15 protein-coding genes are annotated in these 18,919 nt (G+C 74.2%); 11 read left to right on the plus strand and 4 right to left on the minus strand.

The genetic code is table 11. The features are described 5' to 3' along the window. The first annotated feature begins 148 nt into the window (after window positions 1-148). From UW392_RS37020 to UW392_RS37040, 5 genes are all read left to right on the plus strand, one after another. On the plus strand, window positions 149-1,912 hold the full coding sequence (locus tag UW392_RS37020; protein ID WP_320779607.1) for a beta-galactosidase family protein: 1,764 nt from the start codon (window positions 149-151) through the stop codon (window positions 1,910-1,912). Between the two features lie 157 nt (window positions 1,913-2,069). After that, entirely contained in the window at window positions 2,070-3,137 is a 1,068-nt protein-coding gene (locus tag UW392_RS37025) for a LacI family DNA-binding transcriptional regulator (RefSeq protein ID WP_320779608.1), read from the plus strand. Window positions 3,138-3,219: 82 nt separating this feature from the next. Beyond that, window positions 3,220-4,488 (plus strand): amidohydrolase, encoded by a 1,269-nt coding sequence (locus UW392_RS37030; protein WP_320779609.1) that lies wholly within the window; start codon window positions 3,220-3,222, stop codon window positions 4,486-4,488. 87 nt (window positions 4,489-4,575) lie between these two features. Further along, window positions 4,576-6,021 (plus strand): glyceraldehyde-3-phosphate dehydrogenase, encoded by a 1,446-nt coding sequence (locus tag UW392_RS37035; protein WP_320779610.1) that lies wholly within the window; start codon window positions 4,576-4,578, stop codon window positions 6,019-6,021. A 40-nt stretch (window positions 6,022-6,061) separates the two neighbouring features. Next, the gene (locus UW392_RS37040) at window positions 6,062-6,808 is read left to right on the plus strand and encodes a VCBS repeat-containing protein (RefSeq protein ID WP_320779611.1); all 747 of its coding nucleotides are present in this window, start codon (window positions 6,062-6,064) and stop codon (window positions 6,806-6,808) included. Between the two features lie 10 nt (window positions 6,809-6,818). Here UW392_RS37040 and UW392_RS37045 read toward each other — a convergent pair whose 3' ends face one another. Beyond that, complete coding sequence (locus UW392_RS37045) at window positions 6,819-8,321, minus strand: Gfo/Idh/MocA family oxidoreductase (protein WP_320779612.1); 1,503 nt, start codon at window positions 8,319-8,321, stop codon at window positions 6,819-6,821. A 221-nt stretch (window positions 8,322-8,542) separates the two neighbouring features. On the opposite strand from UW392_RS37045, the gene UW392_RS37050 reads away from it, so the two are divergent. Both UW392_RS37050 and UW392_RS37055 read left to right on the plus strand, forming a co-directional pair. Then, a complete protein-coding gene (locus UW392_RS37050) occupies window positions 8,543-8,953 on the plus strand; it encodes a CBS domain-containing protein (protein WP_320779613.1) in 411 nt (136 codons plus the stop codon). Further along, window positions 8,950-9,753: an SDR family NAD(P)-dependent oxidoreductase gene (locus UW392_RS37055; RefSeq protein WP_320779614.1), complete on the plus strand. Its 804-nt coding sequence runs from the start codon at window positions 8,950-8,952 to the stop codon at window positions 9,751-9,753. The genes UW392_RS37050 and UW392_RS37055 overlap by 4 nt, the downstream gene beginning before the upstream one ends. Before the next feature lie 9 nt (window positions 9,754-9,762). On the opposite strand, the gene UW392_RS37060 is transcribed toward UW392_RS37055, so the two are convergent. The 3 genes from UW392_RS37060 to UW392_RS37070 all read right to left on the minus strand — a co-directional run bounded on the left by UW392_RS37060 (window position 9,763) and on the right by UW392_RS37070 (window position 13,061). Further along, a complete protein-coding gene (locus UW392_RS37060; RefSeq protein WP_320779615.1) occupies window positions 9,763-11,841 on the minus strand; it encodes a beta-galactosidase in 2,079 nt (692 codons plus the stop codon). Between the two features lie 237 nt (window positions 11,842-12,078). Then, on the minus strand, window positions 12,079-12,621 hold the full coding sequence (locus UW392_RS37065) for a GNAT family protein (RefSeq protein ID WP_320779616.1): 543 nt from the start codon (window positions 12,619-12,621) through the stop codon (window positions 12,079-12,081). Between the two features lie 65 nt (window positions 12,622-12,686). Next, window positions 12,687-13,061 carry a VOC family protein gene (locus tag UW392_RS37070; protein ID WP_320779617.1) on the minus strand — a complete coding sequence of 125 codons (375 nt, stop codon included), beginning with the start codon at window positions 13,059-13,061 and terminating at the stop codon, window positions 12,687-12,689. 179 nt (window positions 13,062-13,240) lie between these two features. Here UW392_RS37070 and UW392_RS37075 point away from each other — a divergent pair, with 179 nt between their 5' ends. The 4 genes from UW392_RS37075 to UW392_RS37090 all read left to right on the plus strand — a co-directional run bounded on the left by UW392_RS37075 (window position 13,241) and on the right by UW392_RS37090 (window position 18,906). Further along, the gene (locus tag UW392_RS37075; protein ID WP_320779626.1) at window positions 13,241-14,908 is read left to right on the plus strand and encodes a M48 family metallopeptidase; all 1,668 of its coding nucleotides are present in this window, start codon (window positions 13,241-13,243) and stop codon (window positions 14,906-14,908) included. Further along, window positions 14,905-16,014 (plus strand): hypothetical protein, encoded by a 1,110-nt coding sequence (locus UW392_RS37080; protein ID WP_320779618.1) that lies wholly within the window; start codon window positions 14,905-14,907, stop codon window positions 16,012-16,014. Before UW392_RS37075 ends, UW392_RS37080 begins: the two co-directional genes overlap by 4 nt. A gap of 175 nt (window positions 16,015-16,189) precedes the next feature. Then, window positions 16,190-17,287, plus strand: coding sequence for an SDR family oxidoreductase (locus tag UW392_RS37085; RefSeq protein ID WP_320779619.1), 1,098 nt, complete (start codon window positions 16,190-16,192; stop codon window positions 17,285-17,287). Further along, window positions 17,284-18,906 carry a PfaD family polyunsaturated fatty acid/polyketide biosynthesis protein gene (locus UW392_RS37090; RefSeq protein ID WP_320779620.1) on the plus strand — a complete coding sequence of 541 codons (1,623 nt, stop codon included), beginning with the start codon at window positions 17,284-17,286 and terminating at the stop codon, window positions 18,904-18,906. Before UW392_RS37085 ends, UW392_RS37090 begins: the two co-directional genes overlap by 4 nt. Window positions 18,907-18,919: the final 13 nt, after the last annotated feature.

An 18,919-nucleotide genomic window follows, 5' to 3' on the forward strand; every position in this document is an offset into this window, starting at 1 on the left:
CGGCTCGCGTACCCGGCCGCCGGGAGGCCAATCCCGGTCGGGAGCGCGCGTCGGCGCCCGGGGGTTGACCCGGAACCACTCCGAGCGCTGCACTGTTACCGGTAACAGAAGTTACCGGTAACACCTGTCCCGAAGGGGGAACCCCCGTATGCCCGCCCTGACGACGACGTCCGACGGATTCCTGCTCGACGGTGCGCCGTTCCGGATCGTCTCCGGCGCACTGCACTACTTCCGGGTCCACCCGGAGCAGTGGGCCGACCGGCTGCGCAAGGCCCGGCTGATGGGGCTCAACACGGTGGAGACGTACGTCCCGTGGAACCTCCACCAGCCGGACCCGGAAGGCCCCCTCGACCTGGACGGCATCCTCGATCTGCCGCGCTTCCTGCGGCTGGCCGGCGAGGAGGGGCTGCGGGTGCTGCTGCGGCCCGGCCCGTACATCTGCGCCGAGTGGGACGGCGGCGGGCTGCCCGCGTGGCTCACCGCGGACCGCGACATCCGGCCGCGCAGCGCCGACCCCGGGTTCACCGGCGCCGTCGACCGCTACCTCGATCTGCTGCTCCCGCCGCTCCTGCCGCACCTCGCCGCGTCGGGCGGCCCGGTGATCGCCGTCCAGGTGGAGAACGAGTACGGGGCGTACGGCGACGACACCGCCTATCTCAAGCACCTCGCGGAGGGGCTGCGGGCGCGCGGCGTCGAGGAACTGCTGTTCACCTGCGACCAGGCCGATCCGGCGCACCTGGCCGCCGGGTCCCTGCCGGGCGTCCTCGCCACCGGCACCTTCGGCAGCCGGATCGAGGAGTCGCTGGGCAGGCTCCGCGCCCATCAGAAGCAGGGCCCGCTGATGTGCGCCGAGTTCTGGATCGGCTGGTTCGACCACTGGGGCGGGCCGCACCACGTGCGGGACGCCGCCGACGCCGCCGCCGACCTCGACCGGCTGCTGTCGGCGGGGGCGTCGGTGAACCTGTACATGTTCCACGGCGGCACCAACTTCGGCCTCACCAACGGCGCCAACCACCACCACGCCTACGCCCCCACCGTCACGTCCTACGACTACGACGCGCCGCTCACCGAGTGGGGCGACCCCGGGCCGAAGTACCACGCGTTCCGCGAGGTCATCGCCCGGCACACCACGGTGCCGGACGAGCCGGTCCCGGCGCCCGCTCCCAAGCTGGCCCTGCCGGAGGTCGTGCTGGACCGGCGGGCGCCGCTGCTGCCGTACGCGGTGGGCGCGGCGGCCGGGGTGCGCGACGACGAACCGCTGCCGGCGCACGCCCTCGGGCAGGCGGCCGGCCTGATCCTGTACCGGACCGCGCTGCCCGCCGCCGGGGACGGTCTGCTGCGCTTCACGGGCGGGGTCGGCGACCGCGCCCAGGTCTTCGTGGACGGCGCCCCGGCGGGCGTGCTGGAGCGCGAGCGCGGCGACGAGACGCTGGCGGTGCGGGTCCCGCGGCCCGGCGCGCGGCTGGACGTGCTGGTGGAGAACCTCGGCGGGGTCAACTACGGGCCGCACATCGGCGATCCCAAGGGGCTGCTCGGGCCCGTCTCGCTCGACGGCGCCGAACTGCGCGGCTGGGACTGCCACGCGGTGCCGCGGGGGGTGCCGGAGGCGGCGGCGTTCGCTCCGGCGGAGTCCGCGTCCGCCGCCGTACCGGCGTACCACCACGGCACGTTCGAGGTGGCGGAGCCCGCCGACACCTTCCTCGCGCTGCCGGGCTGGACCAAGGGGCAGGCGTGGGTCAACGGCTTCGCCCTCGGCCGCTACTGGAACCGGGGCCCGCAGCACACGCTGTACGTCCCCGCGCCGGTGCTGCGTCCGGGGAGCAACGACCTGGTGGTGCTGGAGCTGCACGGCACCCCGGCGGCGCGGGCCCGGTTCACCGACGTACCGGACCTGGGGCCGGACAAGGTCTGACACGACTGCCGCCGGTACCTGTCCCGCCCGGCCTATGCTGTGCTCCTGGCCGGGCGGGACGGGCACCCCTACCGCCCGCCCCGCCTCACCCGGAGCGCACCGCCCCTCGTCCCGCCGCCCGCACCCGCACCCGCACCCCGCCGAGGAATCGACCGCCATGAGCCCGAGCGCGCCCGACGGACCCGCGCGGCGCAGCCGACGCGCCTTCGCGGGGGCGCGGCCCGTGATGGACGACGTGGCGCGCCGGGCCGGGGTCTCCAAGCAGACGGTCTCCCGGGTGCTCAACGAGCATCCGGCCGTGCGGCCCGAGACCCGGGAGGCGGTGCGGGCGGCGATGCGGGAGCTGGGGTACCGGCCGAGCCGCAGCGCGCGGTCGCTGGCCAGCGGGCGGACGAGGATGCTCGGCGTCATCTCCTTCGACGCGGCGCGCTACGGGCCCGCGGCGATCCTCACCGCGGTCGACACGGCGGCGCAGAAGGCCGGTTACCTGGTCAGTTCCATCGCCCTGGACACCGCCGACCGGGAGACGGTGGTCCAGGCCGTGGACCGGCTGTCCGCCGAGGGCGCGGACGGGGTGGTCGCCATCGCGCCGCAGCGGTGGGTGGGCCGGGCCCTCGCGCAGGCCGGTCTGCCGACGCCGCTGGTGGTGCTGGACGACGTTCCCGGCGAGGGCGGCTCGGGGGTCGTCGGCGACTCCGGCAGCGGGGCGCGCAAGGCCACGGACCATCTGCTGGGCCTCGGGCACCGCACCGTCCACCACCTCGCGGGTCCGGCCGGCTGGACCTCCGCCGATCTGCGGCTCGCCGCGTGGCGGGCGGCGCTCGGAGCGGCCGGGGCCGAGGTGCCCGAGCCGCTCGCCGGCGACTGGAGCGCCGACTCCGGGTACGAGCTGGGGCGGCGGCTGGCGCGGCGCCCCGAGGTGACCGCGGTGTTCGTCTCCAACGACCAGATGGCGCTGGGGGTGCTGCACGCACTGCACGAGGCCGGGCGCGCGGTCCCCGGTGACGTCAGTGTGGTCGGGTACGACGATATCCCGGAGGCGGCGCACTTCCTGCCGCCGCTGACGACCGTACGGACCGACTTCGCCGACCTGGGCACGCGCGCGCTGCGGCTGCTGCTGGACCGGATCGACGGCGCGCCGGGGCCGGGGCGGGCGCCCGCCCCGGCCCCGGCGGAGCTGGTCGAGCGCCGCAGCAGCGGCCCGGCGCCCGGGACTCCGGTCTAGGCCGGTTGCAGCAGGTCGGCCGGGGTGTTTCGCTGGCGGCGCGCGAGTGATCGTCGCGCGCGGGCGAGAGAGAGGCACGACCATGAGCTACGTCGAGGCGGCGGCGAGCGCCGTGCTGTCCGGGCTGGACGGCGTCCGGTCCGACGTGGAGGAGCTGTACCGGGATCTCCACTCCCACCCCGAACTCGGCTTCCAGGAGCACCGTACGGCGGGGAAGGCCGCCGAGGCGCTGCGGGGCTGCGGCTACGAGGTGACCGAGGGGGTGGGCGGGACCGGCGTGACAGGGGTGCTGACGCGGGGCACCGGGCCCACGGTGCTGCTGCGCGCGGACATGGACGCTCTGCCGGTGCGGGAGGCGACGGGTCTGCCGTACGCGTCGGCGGTCACGGCGACGGACCAGGACGGCAACGAGCGGCCGGTCATGCACGCCTGCGGACACGACGTGCACGTGGCCTGCATGGTCGGTTTCGCGCGGCTGATGGCGTCGGCGCCCGACGGCACCTGGCAGGGCACGCTGGTCGTGCTCTTCCAGCCTTCGGAGGAGAACGGCGACGGTGCCCGCGCGATGCTCGACGACGGGCTGACCGACCGTGTGCCCCGGCCGGACGTCGTCCTCGCCCAGCACGTGCTGCCCTACCCGGCGGGGTGGGTCGGCACCCGGGCGGGCTCCTTCCTCTCCGCCGCCGACAACCTCCGGGTCACCCTGCACGGACAGGGCGCGCACGGCTCGGCCCCGCAGACCGGTGTCGACCCCGTGGTCATGGCGGCGATGTGCGTGATCCGGCTCCAGACGGTGGTGTCGCGGGAGACGGGAGCCACCACGCCCGTGGTCGTCACCGTGGGCAGTGTCCAGGCCGGTACGGGGCCGAACATCATCCCCGACCACGCCGTCCTCCAGCTGAACGTGCGTACCTACGACGAGGGCGTGCGGACGGAGGTGCTCGCCGCGATCGAGCGGATCGTGCGCGCCGAGGCGCAGGCGTCCGGCGCGCCGAAGGACCCGGAGATCGAGCACCTGCGGTCGTTCCCGCCGACGGTCAACGACGAGGCGACGACGGACACCGTGACCCGTGCCTTCGCCGCCCACTTCGGCGACGATCTGCACACGGTCGAGTTGCAGACGGCGAGCGAGGACATGAGCGAGATCCCGGACGCGTTCGGGGTGCCGTACACCTACTGGGGCATCGGCTCCGTCGCGCCGGAGACGTACGCGCAGGCCGCGGAGCGGGGCACGGTGCGCCAGGACATCCCGTCCAACCACAGTCCGCGGTTCGCGCCGACGCCGCAGCCGACGCTGGAGACCGGGATGCGGGCGCTGACGGTGGGTGCGCTGGCCTGGCTGGCCGTGTGATCACCGACCCGTTGATCGCTCATCCATCGGGAAGGGCTAACATATGAGCGCACCATATGAGCGCCGCCTAGCTCGGAAGATGGAACTGTGACTGTCAACGACGACTCGTTCACCGACTGGAAGAACCGCGAGGAGATCGCGGAATCGATGATCCCGATGATCGGGAGGCTGCACCGGGAGCGGGACGTCACGGTCCTGCTGCACAGCCGCTCCCTGGTGAACAAGTCGGTGGTCAGCATCCTCAAGACGCACCGCTTCGCCCGGCAGATCGCCGGCGCGGAGCTGTCGGTCACCGAGACCTGGCCGTTTCTGCGCGCGCTGACCACGCTCGATCTCGGCCCCTCCCAGATCGACCTCGGCATGCTCGCCGCGAGCTACCAGGCCGACGACCGCGGGATGTCGGTGGCGGAGTTCACCGCCGAGGCGGTGGCGGGGGCCACGGGCGCGAACAAGATCGAGCGCCGCGAGCCGCGCGACGTGGTCCTCTACGGTTTCGGCCGCATCGGCCGGCTCCTGGCCCGGCTGCTCATCGAGAAGGCCGGGTCCGGCAACGGGCTGCGGCTGCGCGCCGTCGTCGTCCGCGACAGCGGCGGCGGCGACCTGGTGAAGCGGGCCTCGCTGCTGCGCCGCGACTCCATCCACGGCCAGTTCCAGGGCACGATCACCGTCGACGAGGCGGAGAGCACGATCGTCGCCAACGGCAATTCGATCAAGGTGATCTACTCCGACGACCCGACGGCGGTGGACTACACGGCGTACGGCATCCGCGACGCCATCCTCATCGACAACACCGGGCGGTGGCGGGACCGCGAGGGCCTGTCGAAACACCTGCGGCCCGGCATCGACAAGGTGGTGCTGACCGCGCCCGGCAAGGGCGACGTCCCGAACATCGTGCACGGCGTCAACCACGACACCGTCAAGCCGGACGAGCGGATCATCTCCTGTGCCTCCTGCACCACCAACGCGATCGTGCCGCCGCTGAAGGCGATGGCCGACCAGTACGGCGTGGAACGCGGGCACGTGGAGACCGTCCACTCGTTCACCAACGACCAGAACCTGCTGGACAATTACCACAAGGCGGAGCGGCGGGGCCGGTCGGCGCCGCTCAACATGGTGATCACCGAGACCGGTGCCGCCTCCGCCGTCGCCAAGGCCCTCCCGGAGCTGAAGGCACGGATCACCGGTTCCTCGATCCGCGTCCCGGTCCCGGACGTGTCGATCGCGATCCTCAACCTCCGGCTGGCCCGCGCCACCACCCGCGAGGACGTCCTGGAGCACCTGCGCGAGGTGTCACTGACCTCACCGCTCAAGCGCCAGATCGACTTCACCACGGCGCCCGACGCCGTCTCCAGCGACTTCATCGGCTCCCGTCACGCCTCGACCGTGGACGCCGGTGCCACGAAGGTCGAGGGCGACAACGCCATCCTCTACCTCTGGTACGACAACGAGTTCGGCTACTCGTGCCAGGTCATCCGGGTCGTGCAGCACGTGTCCGGCGTGGAGTACCCGACGTATCCGTCGCCCGGAATCTGATTTGGGGCAACGTTCCGTCCCCGGTGTCGGTCTCCCCCGCATGACGTACTCGTACGCAAGGACCGGCGTGCTCGCGGCGGGGGCGGCCCTGGCACTGCTCTGCGCGTGCGGCGGGGGCCCCGCCGGCGCCCCCGGCGGGGGCGCCGCCGGGAGCCCGACGCGTCCGGCCGGCGGGCGCGGTGACTGCGTCACCCCGACGGGCGACCAGTCGACGGACGTGGACGGGGACGGTCGCGCCGACCGGGTCTCCGACCCCTCGGGCAGCGGGCGGCGGCTGACGGTCTCGTTCGGCGACGGGTCGGGGGACGGACACGGTACGCCCGTCACCGCGCGGGAGCTGGCGGGCCGTGTCCCCGCCCGGCACGACGTCCTCGCCGCTGTCGCGGACTTCGACGACGACGGACACGTCGATCTCGTCCTCGTCGTCACCCCTTCCTCCACCCCGATGGACGATCCACGCAACGCGGAGGTGCGGCTGCGGTTCGGGCCGGTCTCCCCCGCCGGCCGCGCGGACCGCGAGGAGCGTTTCCCCCTCTTCGAGGCGAGCGGCGTCGCCGTCGCCGACTACGACCACGACGACTTCCCCGACCTGGCCCTGTACCAGTACTGGGGAGAGGGCTACCACCAGATCGTCGCCCTGCCCGGGGAGCGCGGGTCCGGGCTCGGCCGCGAGCCGGTACCGGCCAGCCGGTACACCCGCCCCGGCGGCGAGCAGGAGGGCTGGGACAGGCTGGAGGACCTGCCCCGTTCCGGCCTGTCCGCCTTCCTGGCACCGTGCGTCTCGTAGGCGGCGGCGTTCAGACCCGGGCGGCCGCCCCGGTGCGCGGGGCGTCGTCGCCGGTGAGCGGGGTGCCGAGGGCGAGGTCCGCCACGCGGACCGGGTGGCCGGTGCGGAGGGATTCGTTGGCCGCGATGCCGACCGCCACGGCGCGCACGCCGTCGAGGTGCCCCGCCGCGCGGCCCAGCGGGTCGGCGTGGAGGCGGAGGTCGCGGCGGAAGACGTCCATCAGGAGGATGGCGTCCCCGCCGCCGTGGCCGCCGATGCCGTCCGGGATCGCCACCTCCTCGGCACGCCCCCAGTGCCGCTGGAGGACGAGGCGGTCACCGGCGGGGCGGACCGGGTCGGCGGCCCCGGGCCCGGCGCTCGCCGAGGGGTCGAGGTCGATGTTGCCGTCGCCGTCGAGGCGGATGTGACCGCGTTCGACGACGGAGAGTTCGGCCCGGCCGAGCGTGCCGTTGACCGAGACGCGGTAACCCTCCCACGGGCCGTGCGCGTTGAGGGAGTAGGACAGGGTGGCGCCGCGCCGGTAGTCGACGAGGACGGACATGTTGTCCTCGATGGTGACACCCGGCGCGAACGGGTCCTGGTCGCGGAGGTAACCGTCGTGCCGCTCGGCGCGCAGGTAGAGCGCCTCAAGGCGCGGGTCGTCGCGCAGGTCGAGGGCGAAGGGGTCGGCGCCCGCGCCGGTGCCGCGCGCGGGGCGGGGTCCCAGACCGCGGGCGGCGGCGTTGGCGTCGCCGTAGAAGCGCAGGCCGCCGGAGGCGTAGACCCGCTCGGGAACGTCGTCGAGCCACCAGTTGACGAGGTCGAAGTGGTGACTGGCCTTGTGCACCAGCAGTCCGCCGGAGTTGGACTTCTCCCGGTGCCAGCGGCGGAAGTAGTCCGCGCCGTGCATGGTGTCCAGGACCCACTCGAAGTGGACGCCGGTCACCTGGCCGATCGCGCCGTCGGCGATGACCTGCCGCAGGGCCGAGTTGCGGGGCGCGTAGCGGTAGTTGAAGGTCATCACGAGGTCGTTGCCGGTGTCGGCGACGGCCCGGGTGATGCGCCGGCAGCCGTCGGCGTCGGTGGTCAGCGGTTTCTCCACGACGACGTCGGCACCGGCCCGCAGACTGCGGTCGACCAGGTCGGCGTGGGTGCGGTCGACGCTGGTGACGACGACCGTGTCGACGCGCTGCTCGCCGATCATGCGCTCCAGGGCGTCGGGGGTGTACCGGGGCAGTCCCGCGGGTTCGCCCCGGCCGAGCGCGGTCCCGACCTGGGCGTCGTAGTAGTCGACGCGGGCGGGGTTGGGGTCGAGCCAGGCGACGATCTCGCCGACGTCGGCGTGGTCGCCGGTGAGGGCGGCGACGTACATCCCGGCGCGGTGACCGGTGCCGGCGACCGCGTACCGGCGCCGCGGCCGGTCCGCGGGCGGGGGCGCGAACGCCGCGACCACACCGGGGCCTGCGGCGGTCCGGGTGCTCGACGCGGGCAGCGGCGCGGTCGGGTTCTGGTCCACGGGGCTGTGCTCGGTCACGGGTTCCTCGACTTCCGGGGCGGGCAGAGTCCGGTCCGTACGGTGACGGCAAGCGCTTTCCACGCATGGTAGGTGCTCCGTGCCCCGACCCACCAGACGGCACGGACTCGGCGAGAGCAAAGGGGCGGAACCGGGTTCGATTCGCTCCTGAGGTGGTACCTCACTCTCACGTCCGCTGGGACCGTGTAACACACCGTCACTGCCCGGCAAGGAGAGATGAGATGGCTCCGCAGGTACGCGAGGTGATGACCCTGGGTCCGGTCACCGTCGCCCCCGACACCCCGGTGCGGGAGGTGGCCCGTGTCATGCGTGACAGGAACGTCGGCGCCGTCCTGGTGATGGACGGCGGGCGTCTGCGCGGACTGGTGACCGACCGCGACCTGACGGTCCGTATCCTCGCCGACGACGGCGACGCCGCCGAGCGGCCGGTCGCCGAGGCGTGCAGCCCCGACGTGGTGTGCGTGGCCCCCGAGGACGACATGGACCGGGCCGTCCAGCTGATGCGGGGCAAGGCGCTGCGGCGGCTGCCCGTCGTCGACGACGGGCAGCCCGTCGGCATCGTCACGCTGAGCGACGTGGCCGCCGAGCGGGACCCGACGTGCGTCCTGGCGCGGATCGGCGGGGACGAGTGAGCACCCGGCGGGGCACGGCCCTGGTGACGGGCGCCTCCTCCGGTATCGGCGCGGCCTACGCCGGGCGGCTGGCCGGGCTTGGCTGGGACACCGTCCTGGTGGCGCGGAGGGCGGAGCGCCTCGATGACCTCGCGGCGCGGCTGCGCGCGCGGACGGCGACGTCGGTGGAGACGCTGGTGGCGGACCTGTCGGAGCCGGACGGTCTGGAGCGGGTGACGCGGCGCGCGGCGGGTGACGACATCGCCTTCCTGCTGAACAACGCGGGGATCAACGGCTACGGTCCGTTCGCCACGCTCGAACCCGCCCTCCTGGCCAAGGTGGTGAGCGTCAACGTGCTCGCCGTCACCGCCCTCGCCCGGACCGTGGTCCCGGGGATGCTGGAGCGCGGGCACGGCACCCTCGTCAACGTGGCCTCGCAGCTGGCCTTCGCGGGCGGGCTGCCGCCGCGTCCGCTGCCGGAGCGCGCGGTGTACGGCGGCACCAAGGGGTACGTGGTCACGTTCACCCGCACCCTCGCCGCGGAGCTGGCCGGTTCCCCGCTGCGGGTGCAGGTGCTCTGCCCCGGGCTGACCGCCACGGAGTTCCACCGTTCGCGCGGCGAGGCGCCGGTCCCGGGGCGGGAGCAGGCGGTGCACGAGGACGGCGGCATGCCGGTGGACCGGGTCGTCGACGCCTCGCTCGCGGCGCTGGAGACGGAGCGGGTGGTGTGCGTGCCAGGCCTGCGGGACGCGGCGCCGGTCGCCCGGCTGGCGGAGGCGGAGCTGGCCGTGCGGACCGCGGCCCGCGAGGGTGCCGGCTGAGAGCCTGCGTCACCGCTCCACGAGGACGCGGACGTCCGAGGCGCCCAGTTCCAGGCGCGTCCCGGCCGGCAGCCGCTCTCCGGTGACCGCGTCGCGCACCGCGGCCGGGAGACGTACCACGGCGGGGTCGAAGGACCAGTTGGTGAGGAAGCGCAGGACGGAGCCGTCGCGGGCGGTCGCCGAGGTGGCCGTCACCGTTTCCGACTCCCCCCGCCAGGAGGTGTCCGATCCGGGCAGCGCGTAGCGCAGCACGGCCTCGGCGAGCGCGGGGCCGGGCACGGTGCCGACCACGGTCACCCGTCCCTTCCCGGCGGTACGGGTGGTCACGGCCGGCCAGCGGGAGAAGTGCCGGTCGGCGTAGCGGGCCAGGACCTCCGTGCCCGCCGCGGGCAGCAGTCCGTCGGCCCACCGGGTGGCGCGGGCGTGCGGGCCGCCCAGCCCGTCGACGGGCAGTTCCCCGTCCAGGTTGGAGAACTCGTCGTAGTGGACCCCCGCCACCTCGGCGAGACCGGCGGGCGTCACCTCCCGGCGGGCCCGGTTCTCCGGGTCGGCGCAGGCGGTGCGGGGCCCGAGGAGCAGATGGCCGCCGGCCAGCGCGTAGCGGCGCAGGAACCCGAGGAGCGGGTCGTCGGCGACGTACAGCGCGGCGGCCACGAGCACCGGGTGCTCGGCCGCGAACGCTGCGGCGTCCCCGTCGGCCGGGACCTGCCCGGTGTGCACCAGCCGGACCTGCGCGCCGGCGTCGAAGGCGCCCCGGTAGAAGGCGCCGGTCACGGTCCGGTAGGAGTCGTGGTCGGGTCCGCCGTCCGCCAGGGCCAGCGGCGGGGCGCCCTGCATCGACCACTTGGAGTCCTGCGAGTACAGCAGGGTGACGTCGTGGTGCGGCCGTACGCCGGTCACCAGGGCACCGGCCGCCGCGAACTGCGCGCCCAGTTCGGCGATCTCCCGGTAGACCCGTCCGGGCCGGCCGCTGTGCGGCAGGACGCCGCCCCAGTGGGTCTCCGCGCCGAAGTGCAGGGTGTGCCAGTGCCAGTACTCGACCATGTCGGCGCCGCGGGCCACCAGCGCCCAGGCGGCCTGCTTCCACTGTCCGTCGTAGCCGGGCCGGTTGGCCCAGGGAGCGCCGATGGCCTGCGCGTCGGTCTCGGTGACGAGGAAGGGTGCCTGGCGGGACGACCACATGCGGTCCGCGGCGTGGTAGAGCGCCCACACGCCGGTCGTCGTCCAGCTCTGCGGGGTGTGGGCGGGCGCCGGGAGCTGGAGGCCGCGCTGCATCGCGTAGTAGGCGTTGCCGGCGGTGACGTCCAGGGCGCGGCTCACGTCGTCGTCGGCGACGGCGGGACGGTCGTAGGCCACGCAGGTGGTGACGTACTGCCCGGGGCGGGCGTACTCGCGCACCAGCGCCGCCTGCCAGGCGATGAACTCCGTGGTCTGCCGCGCCTGGAACCGGCGCCAGGCCAGGTCGTACTGGGGCTGGGCGTTGCCGTCCGGGGTCCACAGGTCGGCCCAGTCGGTGAGCCGGTGCGACCAGTAGGTGAGGCCCCACTCGCGGTTGAGGGTGTCGACGTCGCCGTAGCGCTGCCGCAGGGAGTCGACGAAGCGCTGGAAGACCCCGTGGTTGTGGAGGAGGCGCAGGCCGGGTTCGTTGTCGACCTGGAAGCCGATGACGGCGGGGTGGGCGGCGTACCGGCCGGCGATGGCGCGGACGACCCGCTCGGCGTGGAAGCGGAACGCCGGGTGGGTGTGGTCGGCCTCCTGCCGCTGCCCCCAGCCGACGCGCCGCCCTGTGGCGTCCTCGCCCGCGATCTCGGGGTACAGCCGGGCGAGCCAGGGCGGTACGGCGTAGGTGGGGGTGCCGAGCACGACGGAGATGCCCCGGGCGTGGGCGCCGTCGAGGACGGGCAGCGGCCACTCCAGGTCGAAGCGGCCGTTCTCGGGCTCCCAGGTGGACCAGACCGACTCCCCGACCCGGATGACGGTGAACCCGGCGCGGGCCATCAGGTCCAGGTCCTCGTCGAGGCGGGGCGCGGGCTGGTACTCGTGGTAGTACGCGGCGCCGAAGAGGACGCGGGAGTGACTGGTGTACACGGCTGCCTTCCGGTGTCCGCCGACTGTTCTCGCGGCTGTCTTCGCGACTGCTCTCCGGGCTGCCTTCAGGTCTCCGCGGGGGTCCTCGGACACCTCCGGAAGCCCGCGGGGATCTTCCGGGTGTCTCCGGGGTGTCTCCCGGCGTGGTGCGTCGTTGTAGCGGTCGGGCGGGTGATCCATACCGCGGAACACCCGCCGGGGCCCCGGCTGCCGCGCTCTGCCGCCGGGGCCCCGTCCTCAGGCTCCCGCGCCGCGCTTGTACTCCTGCGCGAGGAGACCCAGCAGCACCTCGTCCAGGTACTCGCCCATCACCCACGCCGAGGAGCGCAGCACGCCCTCGCGGACGAAGCCGTTGTGTTCGGCGGCGCGGAGCATCGCGGTGTTGTCCGCCAGGGTCTCGATCTGCAACCGCCACAGGCCGCGCACGACGAAGCCGTAGTGGCACAGGGTGGCGACGGCGTCGGTGCCGTAGCCCTGGCCGCGGGCCGACGGCAGCAGACCCAGCCCTATGTGCGCGCACCGGTTGTGGGTGTCGATGCCCCACAGGTTGGCGGTGCCGATCAGGGTTCCGCCGGTCAGCTCCACGACGGAGAACGGAACGTGTTTCTGCTCCTTGTCGTCCACCACGAGCCGCGGGTCCTTCGCGTCCGGCGAGACGGGCCGCCAGGGTCCGCCCTCTGCCCGGGAGGCGTTGACCACGTCGTTGAAGAGCTCGGCCCGCAGGACCGGTATGTCGTCCTCGTGCCGGGCCCGCAGCCCGACTCTGTCGCCTCTCAGCATGCGGGCTTCCTATCCGACCGTTCCCGCCCGCGGCAAGCGAATTGACCGCGGGCGGGCGGCCGGGGTCAGTGGAAGCAGAGGCAGAACGGGTGGCCGGCCGGGTCCGCGTAGACCCGCCAGTTGGCCTCCGGGCGCAGCTGGTCCGTGCGCTCCAGGACGGTCGCGCCGAGGGCGAGGGCCCTGGCCTCCTCGCCGTCGAGGTCGTCCACGTCGAAGTCCAGGTGGAGCTGTTGCGGACGGTCCTGACCGGGCCACTGAGGGGGCCGGTAGCCGTCCACCCGCTGGCAGGCCAGCGGCGTTCCCTCGAAGCCGTGCACCTCGACCCAGTCGGGCTCGTCCGGTCTGCCGACCACCCGGCCGCCGAGCAGTTCCGCGTAGAACTCGGCGAGCCGTACCGGGTCGGCGCAGTCCAGCGCGACCGCCTGCAGCTTACGAATCACTTCCGACACTCCCCGCTCGTACGGTGACGGACGCCGACGGTAACCCAGGGCGGGCCCACCGGCCACCCCGCCGGACCCGCCTGCCATGGACACGTCTTGCACGTCAAGGGCCCGGTGGGTGATACTCCGCTTCCCCCCACACTCACATGATCATTCATCCCCTGGGGGGACTCTGCCCGATGGGCCCCATGCTGCGCGCGCTGCGCGCCCTCCTGCTGCTCGCCGGTTTCCATCTGCTCGGCGTGGTGCTGCTGGCGGTGCTCGCCGCCCTCGACCTCCTGCTGTACCTGTACGTCCCCTCCGGCGCCGCGGCGAAGCTGTACGTCGTCTCCGTACTGCTGGCGATCCCGCTGGTCCGCGGTCTGTTCATGCTGCGCACCCCGAAGGCTGAGGAGGCCGACGGCCTGCCCGTCACGGAGGCCGACGAGCCGGAACTGTGGCGCACCGTGCGGGAGCTGGCCGACCTGATCGGCACCCGGGCGCCGTCCCGGATCCTGCTGACGCCCGAGGTCAACGCCTCCGTCGCCGAGGACACCCGGCTGCTCGGTCTGCTGCCCGGCCCGCGCCGTCTCCACCTCGGCGTCCCGCTCCTCCAGGGCTTGACGCAGGCCCAGTTGAGGTCGGTCCTCGCCCACGAGCTGGGGCACTACTCGCACGCCGACACCCGCCTCAGCGCGCTCGTCGTGCGCGGCCGGGCCCAGATCCTGCGCACCATCGGGCACTTCGAGGAGCGCGCCGGGAAGACCGCGGCGCGGGAACGCGCCCGACAGGAGAAGAAGAACACCAAGGCTGCCGCGAAGGGAAAGAAGACCAGCGAGGTCGACACCCGGCACGTGGGTCTCACCTACCGCGCGATGGCGTGGATCTACACCGCGTACGCCAAGTTCTTCTTCCGCGCCACGCTGGCCGGGGCCCGCGGCCAGGAGTACGCCGCCGACGCCGCGGCCGCCCGCATCGCCGGCCGGGACGCCACCGCGTCGGCGCTGCGCGAGATCCCGGTGCTGGACGCCTCGTTCGGCTTCTACCTGCGGGCCTACGTCAGCCTGGGCGACGACGTCGAGCTGCTGCCGCCGCGCGGCGAGGTGTTCGGCGGTTTCGGCCGGATGCTGGACGCCCGCCGGCTCGAACTGGCCGGCCTGCGCGCCGAGCTGCCGACGGAGGCCCTCTCCCCGTACGACTCCCACCCGCCGATCGCCGACCGGGTCCGGCGGATCGAGGAGCTGCCCGCGGACGGCCGCACCGACGAGGGCCGGGGCGCCGCCCTGGACCTGCTGACCGACCCCGCGCGGACCCTGGCGGCCCTGGAGGACGCGGTCCTGGCGGAGCGGGTGCGCGACTTCCGGCGCGCGGCCGACTGGTCCGAGCTGCTGGGCGGCTCGATGGCGGCGCAGCTCTCGGCGTCCGGCACCCCGCTGCACCGGGCACTGGCCGCGTACACCGCGGAGCGGCCGACGCTCACCGCGCTGCTCGGCCTCATCGACGGCGGGCAGCTGTGGCAGCTCGCGCGGCGGCTGCCGCTGTCGGAGGAGGCGGCGGCCGCGCAGGGGCGGGTCTTCAGGGAGTTCGCGCGCCCGGCCCTGGCCGAGTCGCTGCATCAGATGGTGCTGGCCGAGCTGAGCGCGCACGCCCGGCTGCGCTGGGAGTTCTCCTGGGCCGAGGCGGCCTCCGCGCGGCTGGTCGCCGGTGCCGGGGACCCGGACCCGGAGCCCGGCCGGAGCGCCGGTGACCTGATCCGGCCCGCCGTGGCCGCCGCCGTCGCCGACCATCCGGACACCGGCCCGCTGCGCGCCCTGCTGCCCGCCGCCCCGGCCGGCTCCCCCGACCTCGAAACGGACGCTTCCCGATGACCGTACTTCTGTGGATCCTGGTGGTCCTCGCCGTCCCCGCACTGCTCATCGGCGGGTGGCTGGCGTGGGTGTTCCTCAAGGAGTTCTTCTCCCCGAGCGAGGACTCCCCGGCCCATGACGAGAACGCCGCCGCCGAGGCGGCGCTGAAGCTCGGCCTGCTCCCCGCCGACCGGCAGGACACCCGGCACGCCGGTCCGCTCCCGGCGGGCCGGGACGAGGTGCTCGCCCGGGTCGCCGACGGCGACTGGGAGGCGGCGGCCGGGCTGCTGCGGGAGATCGGCCGGGACTGGGACCGGCGGTCCCTGGCCGCTGGGCAGCTCGCCGGGCTGGCGGCCGACGACGACACCTGGCTGCTCGCCTGGGAGGCCGCCCGCCCCGACGATCCCGACGCCGCCGTGGTGCGGGCCGCGAGCACGGTCTCCGTCGCCGGACGGATCCGCGGCGCGAAGCGGGCGAAGTACACGACGGAGGAGCAGTTCGCCGGATTCCACCGGGTGCTGCGCGGCGCGCGCGAGGAGATCGCCCGAGCCGCGGCCCTCGGCCCCGACGACCCCACACCGTACGTCACGGAGCTGTCCGTGGCGCTCGGCCTCGGCTACTCGCACGCCGAGCTGGACAAGGTGTGGGCGGAGCTGACCGCGCGCGCCCCGCACCACTACGAGGGGCACTGGTGGGCGCTCCAGTACTGGTGCGCGAAGTGGCGCGGCTCCGAGCGGCTGGCCATGGAGTTCGCCGAGCGCGCCGCGGCCGAGGCACCCCCGGGCAGCCTGCTGACCGTACTGCCGCTGATCGCCCACTTCGAGCACGACGAGTCCGACGACGCCGAGGCCGACCGCACGCCCGAGATGGTGGCGCGGGTGGACGCGGGACTGGCGGACGCCGCGGCGGCCGACCCGGACCACCCGCGGCTGCCGGAGCTGCGCCACCTGCTGGCGTACTACCTCTCGTTGCAGGACCGGGACGAGGCGGCGATCGAGCAGTTCCGGCTCGTGGACGGCCATGTGAACGCGCTGCCCTGGCGCTACCGGGGCAGCGGCGACGCCATGACCGCCCACTACTGCCGGATCCGCGACGCCTCCGCGCTGGCGGTGGCCGCCGGGGAGTGACGACGGCCGGAAAGCCGCGTGTAGCAACGACACCGGCACTCGTCAGCGCATTCGCCAGCGCATCAGCATAATCAGTGATGTCTCCCCTGTTCTCCTTTACTTCCTGTCATCGCACGAGAAAGTGGTCGCCTCACGGGGCCACCGTGCGGACCGAGGCAGGGGAGGAACGGTGCGGGTGGCGTTGACCGGAGCGACGGGATTTCTCGGGCTCCGACTCCTTGTCGAACTGCTGCGCCGCCATCGGTCGGTCACCGTGCTGGCGCGCGGCGAACCGGACCGCGTACGGGAGCGCGTCACCCGGGCACTCGGCGTCATCGCCGCCGACGTCACCGACCTGCCGGCCCGCGTCGAGGTGGTCCCGGCGCGGATCACGGAACAGGACCTGTCCCTGTCCGGGAGCGCCTACCGGGAACTGGCCGACTCGCTGGACGTCATCTGGCACTGCGCCGGTGACACCACCCTCGACGGGGACCTGGCGCACCTGCGCCGGGTCAACGTCGAGGGCACCCGGCACATCCTCGGCCTCGCCGCGGCGGGCCGCCGGCTCCCCGCCGTGTTCCACGTCTCCACCGCCTTCGTGGCCGGAGCGCGCCGCGCCGGAGTGGTGTACGAGGACGAACTGACCGACGCCTACGGCTTCGAGGGCAGCTACGAGCGGTCCAAGTACGAGGCGGAGCGGCTGGTGCACACCTGGGCAGGGGCCACCGGCCGGCCGGTGGCCGTCTTCCGGCCGAGCGTGCTGACCACCGCGTCGCCGCCCCACCCGGACCTCCCCGAACACCCCCTGCTGAACATCCAGCGGACACTGTCCGACCTGCGCCACGAGTACTTGGGACCCGGCCGGACACCCGAGGCGGTTCTCCGGGACACCTCCCGGTTCCGCGTCGCGGGCCGCCCGGACGGACAGCTCAACCTGATGCCGGTGGAGGAAGCCGCCGCCGTGATGGCCCGGCTGGCCGAAGTGCCACCGGGCGACGGCGTGGAGACGTACCACGTCGTGCACGGCCGGGACACCCCCGTCGACGTGCTCCGCCAACTGCTGGAGCGGCTCGGCGGCGCCCGGGTGGAGATCGTGCCGGAGCTGACCGACCCCACACCGCTGGAGTCGGCCCTCTCCTTCCTCAGCGGCGTCTTCTGCTACCTGCGCCAGCGCCGCCGCTACGACGACTCCCGGGTGCGGGCCCGGCTCGGGCCGCCCGGTGTCGCCGCACCCATGGGCGTGGAGTACCTGCTCGCGGGGCTCCGGCCGCGAACGGAGGCCGCCCCGCGATGACCCTCGTCCCCCAGACGTCCGGGCCGGACACCGGGGTGCCCCCCGTGTGCTGGCGGCCCGGCACCGAGGCCCCCGCGTTCGACCCGGCCGGTGTCACCGCCCACACGGCCCGTGTCCGGGAGCCGCTGTACGTCGTGCGCGGCCCCGCCGGCCACGGCACGGCGACGGGCGGGTCGCTCGGCACCGGCGGCGGCCACCCCTTGGTAGGGCTCCTCCCGCCGGTCTACCCGGAGTGGCTCGGCGACCGCGGCTTCGCCGAGGCGCACGGCACCCGGTTCCCCTACGTGGCCGGGGAGATGGCCGGCGGCATCGCCACCACCCGGATGGTGACCGCGCTCGCCGGCGCCCGGCTGCTGGGGTTCTTCGGCGCCGCCGGGCTCTCCCCCGACCGGGTGGAACGGGCGGTGACGGAGCTGACCGCGGCCCTGGGCACCGCGCCCAACTGGGGCGTCAACCTGATCCACTCCCCCGCCGAGCCGCGCACCGAGTGGCAGGTCGCCGACCTGCTGCTGCGCCACCGGGTACGCCGGATCTCCGCCTCCGCCTACCTCGACCTGACCCCCGCCGTGGTCCGCTGCGCGGCCGCCGGACTGCGGCAGGACGCCGACGGGCGGGTGGTCCGCGACACCCACGTGTTCGCGAAGGTGTCCCGCCGCGAGGTGGCGGAGAAGTTCATGTCCCCCGCCCCCGGCCCACTGCTGGACGCCCTGGTCCGCGACGGGTGGCTCACCGCCGAGCAGGGCCGGCTGGCCCGCCGGGTTCCGGTCGCCGAGGACATCACCGTCGAGGCGGACAGCGGCGGCCACACCGACAACCGCCCGCTCACCGTGGTGCTCCCCGAACTCCTCGCGCTGCGCGACCGGTTGGCCGTCTCCTACGGCTACCGGCGGCCCGTCCGGGTCGGCGCCGCCGGCGGTCTCGGCACCCCCGCCGCGGTGGCCGCCGCGTTCGCCCTCGGCGCCGCCTACGTGATGACCGGCTCGGTCAACCAGCTCGCCGTGGAGTCCGGTGTGTCCGCGGACGCCCGGGAACTCCTCGCCGCCGCCGGCGTCACCGACGTGACCATGGCCCCCGCCGCCGACATGTTCGAGCAGGGCGTCCGGGTCCAGGTACTGACCAGGAACACCCTCTTCGCGGCCCGCTCCCGACGGCTCTACGACACCTACCGGCGCTACGGCTCACTGGCGGAGATCCCCGCGGAGCTGCGGCAGCGGCTGGAGCGCGAGGTGTTCGGCGCCGGACTCGACGAGATCTGGGCCGACACCGAACGCTTCTGGCAGCGGCGCGACCCCGACCAGCTCACCCGCGCCGCACGCGACCCCCGCCACCGCATGGCCCTGGTGTTCCGCTGGTACGTCGGCAACGCCAGCCGCTGGGCGATCGAGGGCCGCCCTGAGCGCCGCGCCGACTACCAGCTGTGGGCGGGCCCCGCGCTCGGCGCGTTCAACGACTGGGCCCGGGGCAGTGTGCTCGCCGACCCCGCCCGGTGCTCCGTCACCCAGATCGCACTCAACCTCCTGGAGGGCGCGGCCGTGCTCACCCGCGCCCACCAACTGCGCACCCACGGCGTCCCCGTGCCGGACGCCGCCCTGACCTTCCGTCCCCGCGAACTCGTCTGACCGCCTGTGGAGT

The sequence above is a fragment of the Streptomyces sp. CRN 30 genome (assembly GCF_034105845.1).

Bases quoted from the DNA above. Each gene is read 5' to 3' on its own strand.
- UW392_RS37020 (WP_320779607.1), top strand. From the start codon at position 149: ATGCCCGCCCTGACGACGACGTCCGACGGATTCCTGCTCGACGGTGCG.
- UW392_RS37025 (WP_320779608.1), top strand. From the start codon at position 2,070: ATGAGCCCGAGCGCGCCCGACGGACCCGCGCGGCGCAGCCGACGCGCC.
- UW392_RS37030 (WP_320779609.1), top strand. From the start codon at position 3,220: ATGAGCTACGTCGAGGCGGCGGCGAGCGCCGTGCTGTCCGGGCTGGAC.
- UW392_RS37040 (WP_320779611.1), top strand. From the start codon at position 6,062: ATGACGTACTCGTACGCAAGGACCGGCGTGCTCGCGGCGGGGGCGGCC.
- UW392_RS37050 (WP_320779613.1), top strand. From the start codon at position 8,543: ATGGCTCCGCAGGTACGCGAGGTGATGACCCTGGGTCCGGTCACCGTC.
- UW392_RS37065 (WP_320779616.1), bottom strand. From the start codon at position 12,621: ATGCTGAGAGGCGACAGAGTCGGGCTGCGGGCCCGGCACGAGGACGAC.
- UW392_RS37075 (WP_320779626.1), top strand. From the start codon at position 13,241: ATGGGCCCCATGCTGCGCGCGCTGCGCGCCCTCCTGCTGCTCGCCGGT.
- UW392_RS37080 (WP_320779618.1), top strand. From the start codon at position 14,905: ATGACCGTACTTCTGTGGATCCTGGTGGTCCTCGCCGTCCCCGCACTG.
- UW392_RS37090 (WP_320779620.1), top strand. From the start codon at position 17,284: ATGACCCTCGTCCCCCAGACGTCCGGGCCGGACACCGGGGTGCCCCCC.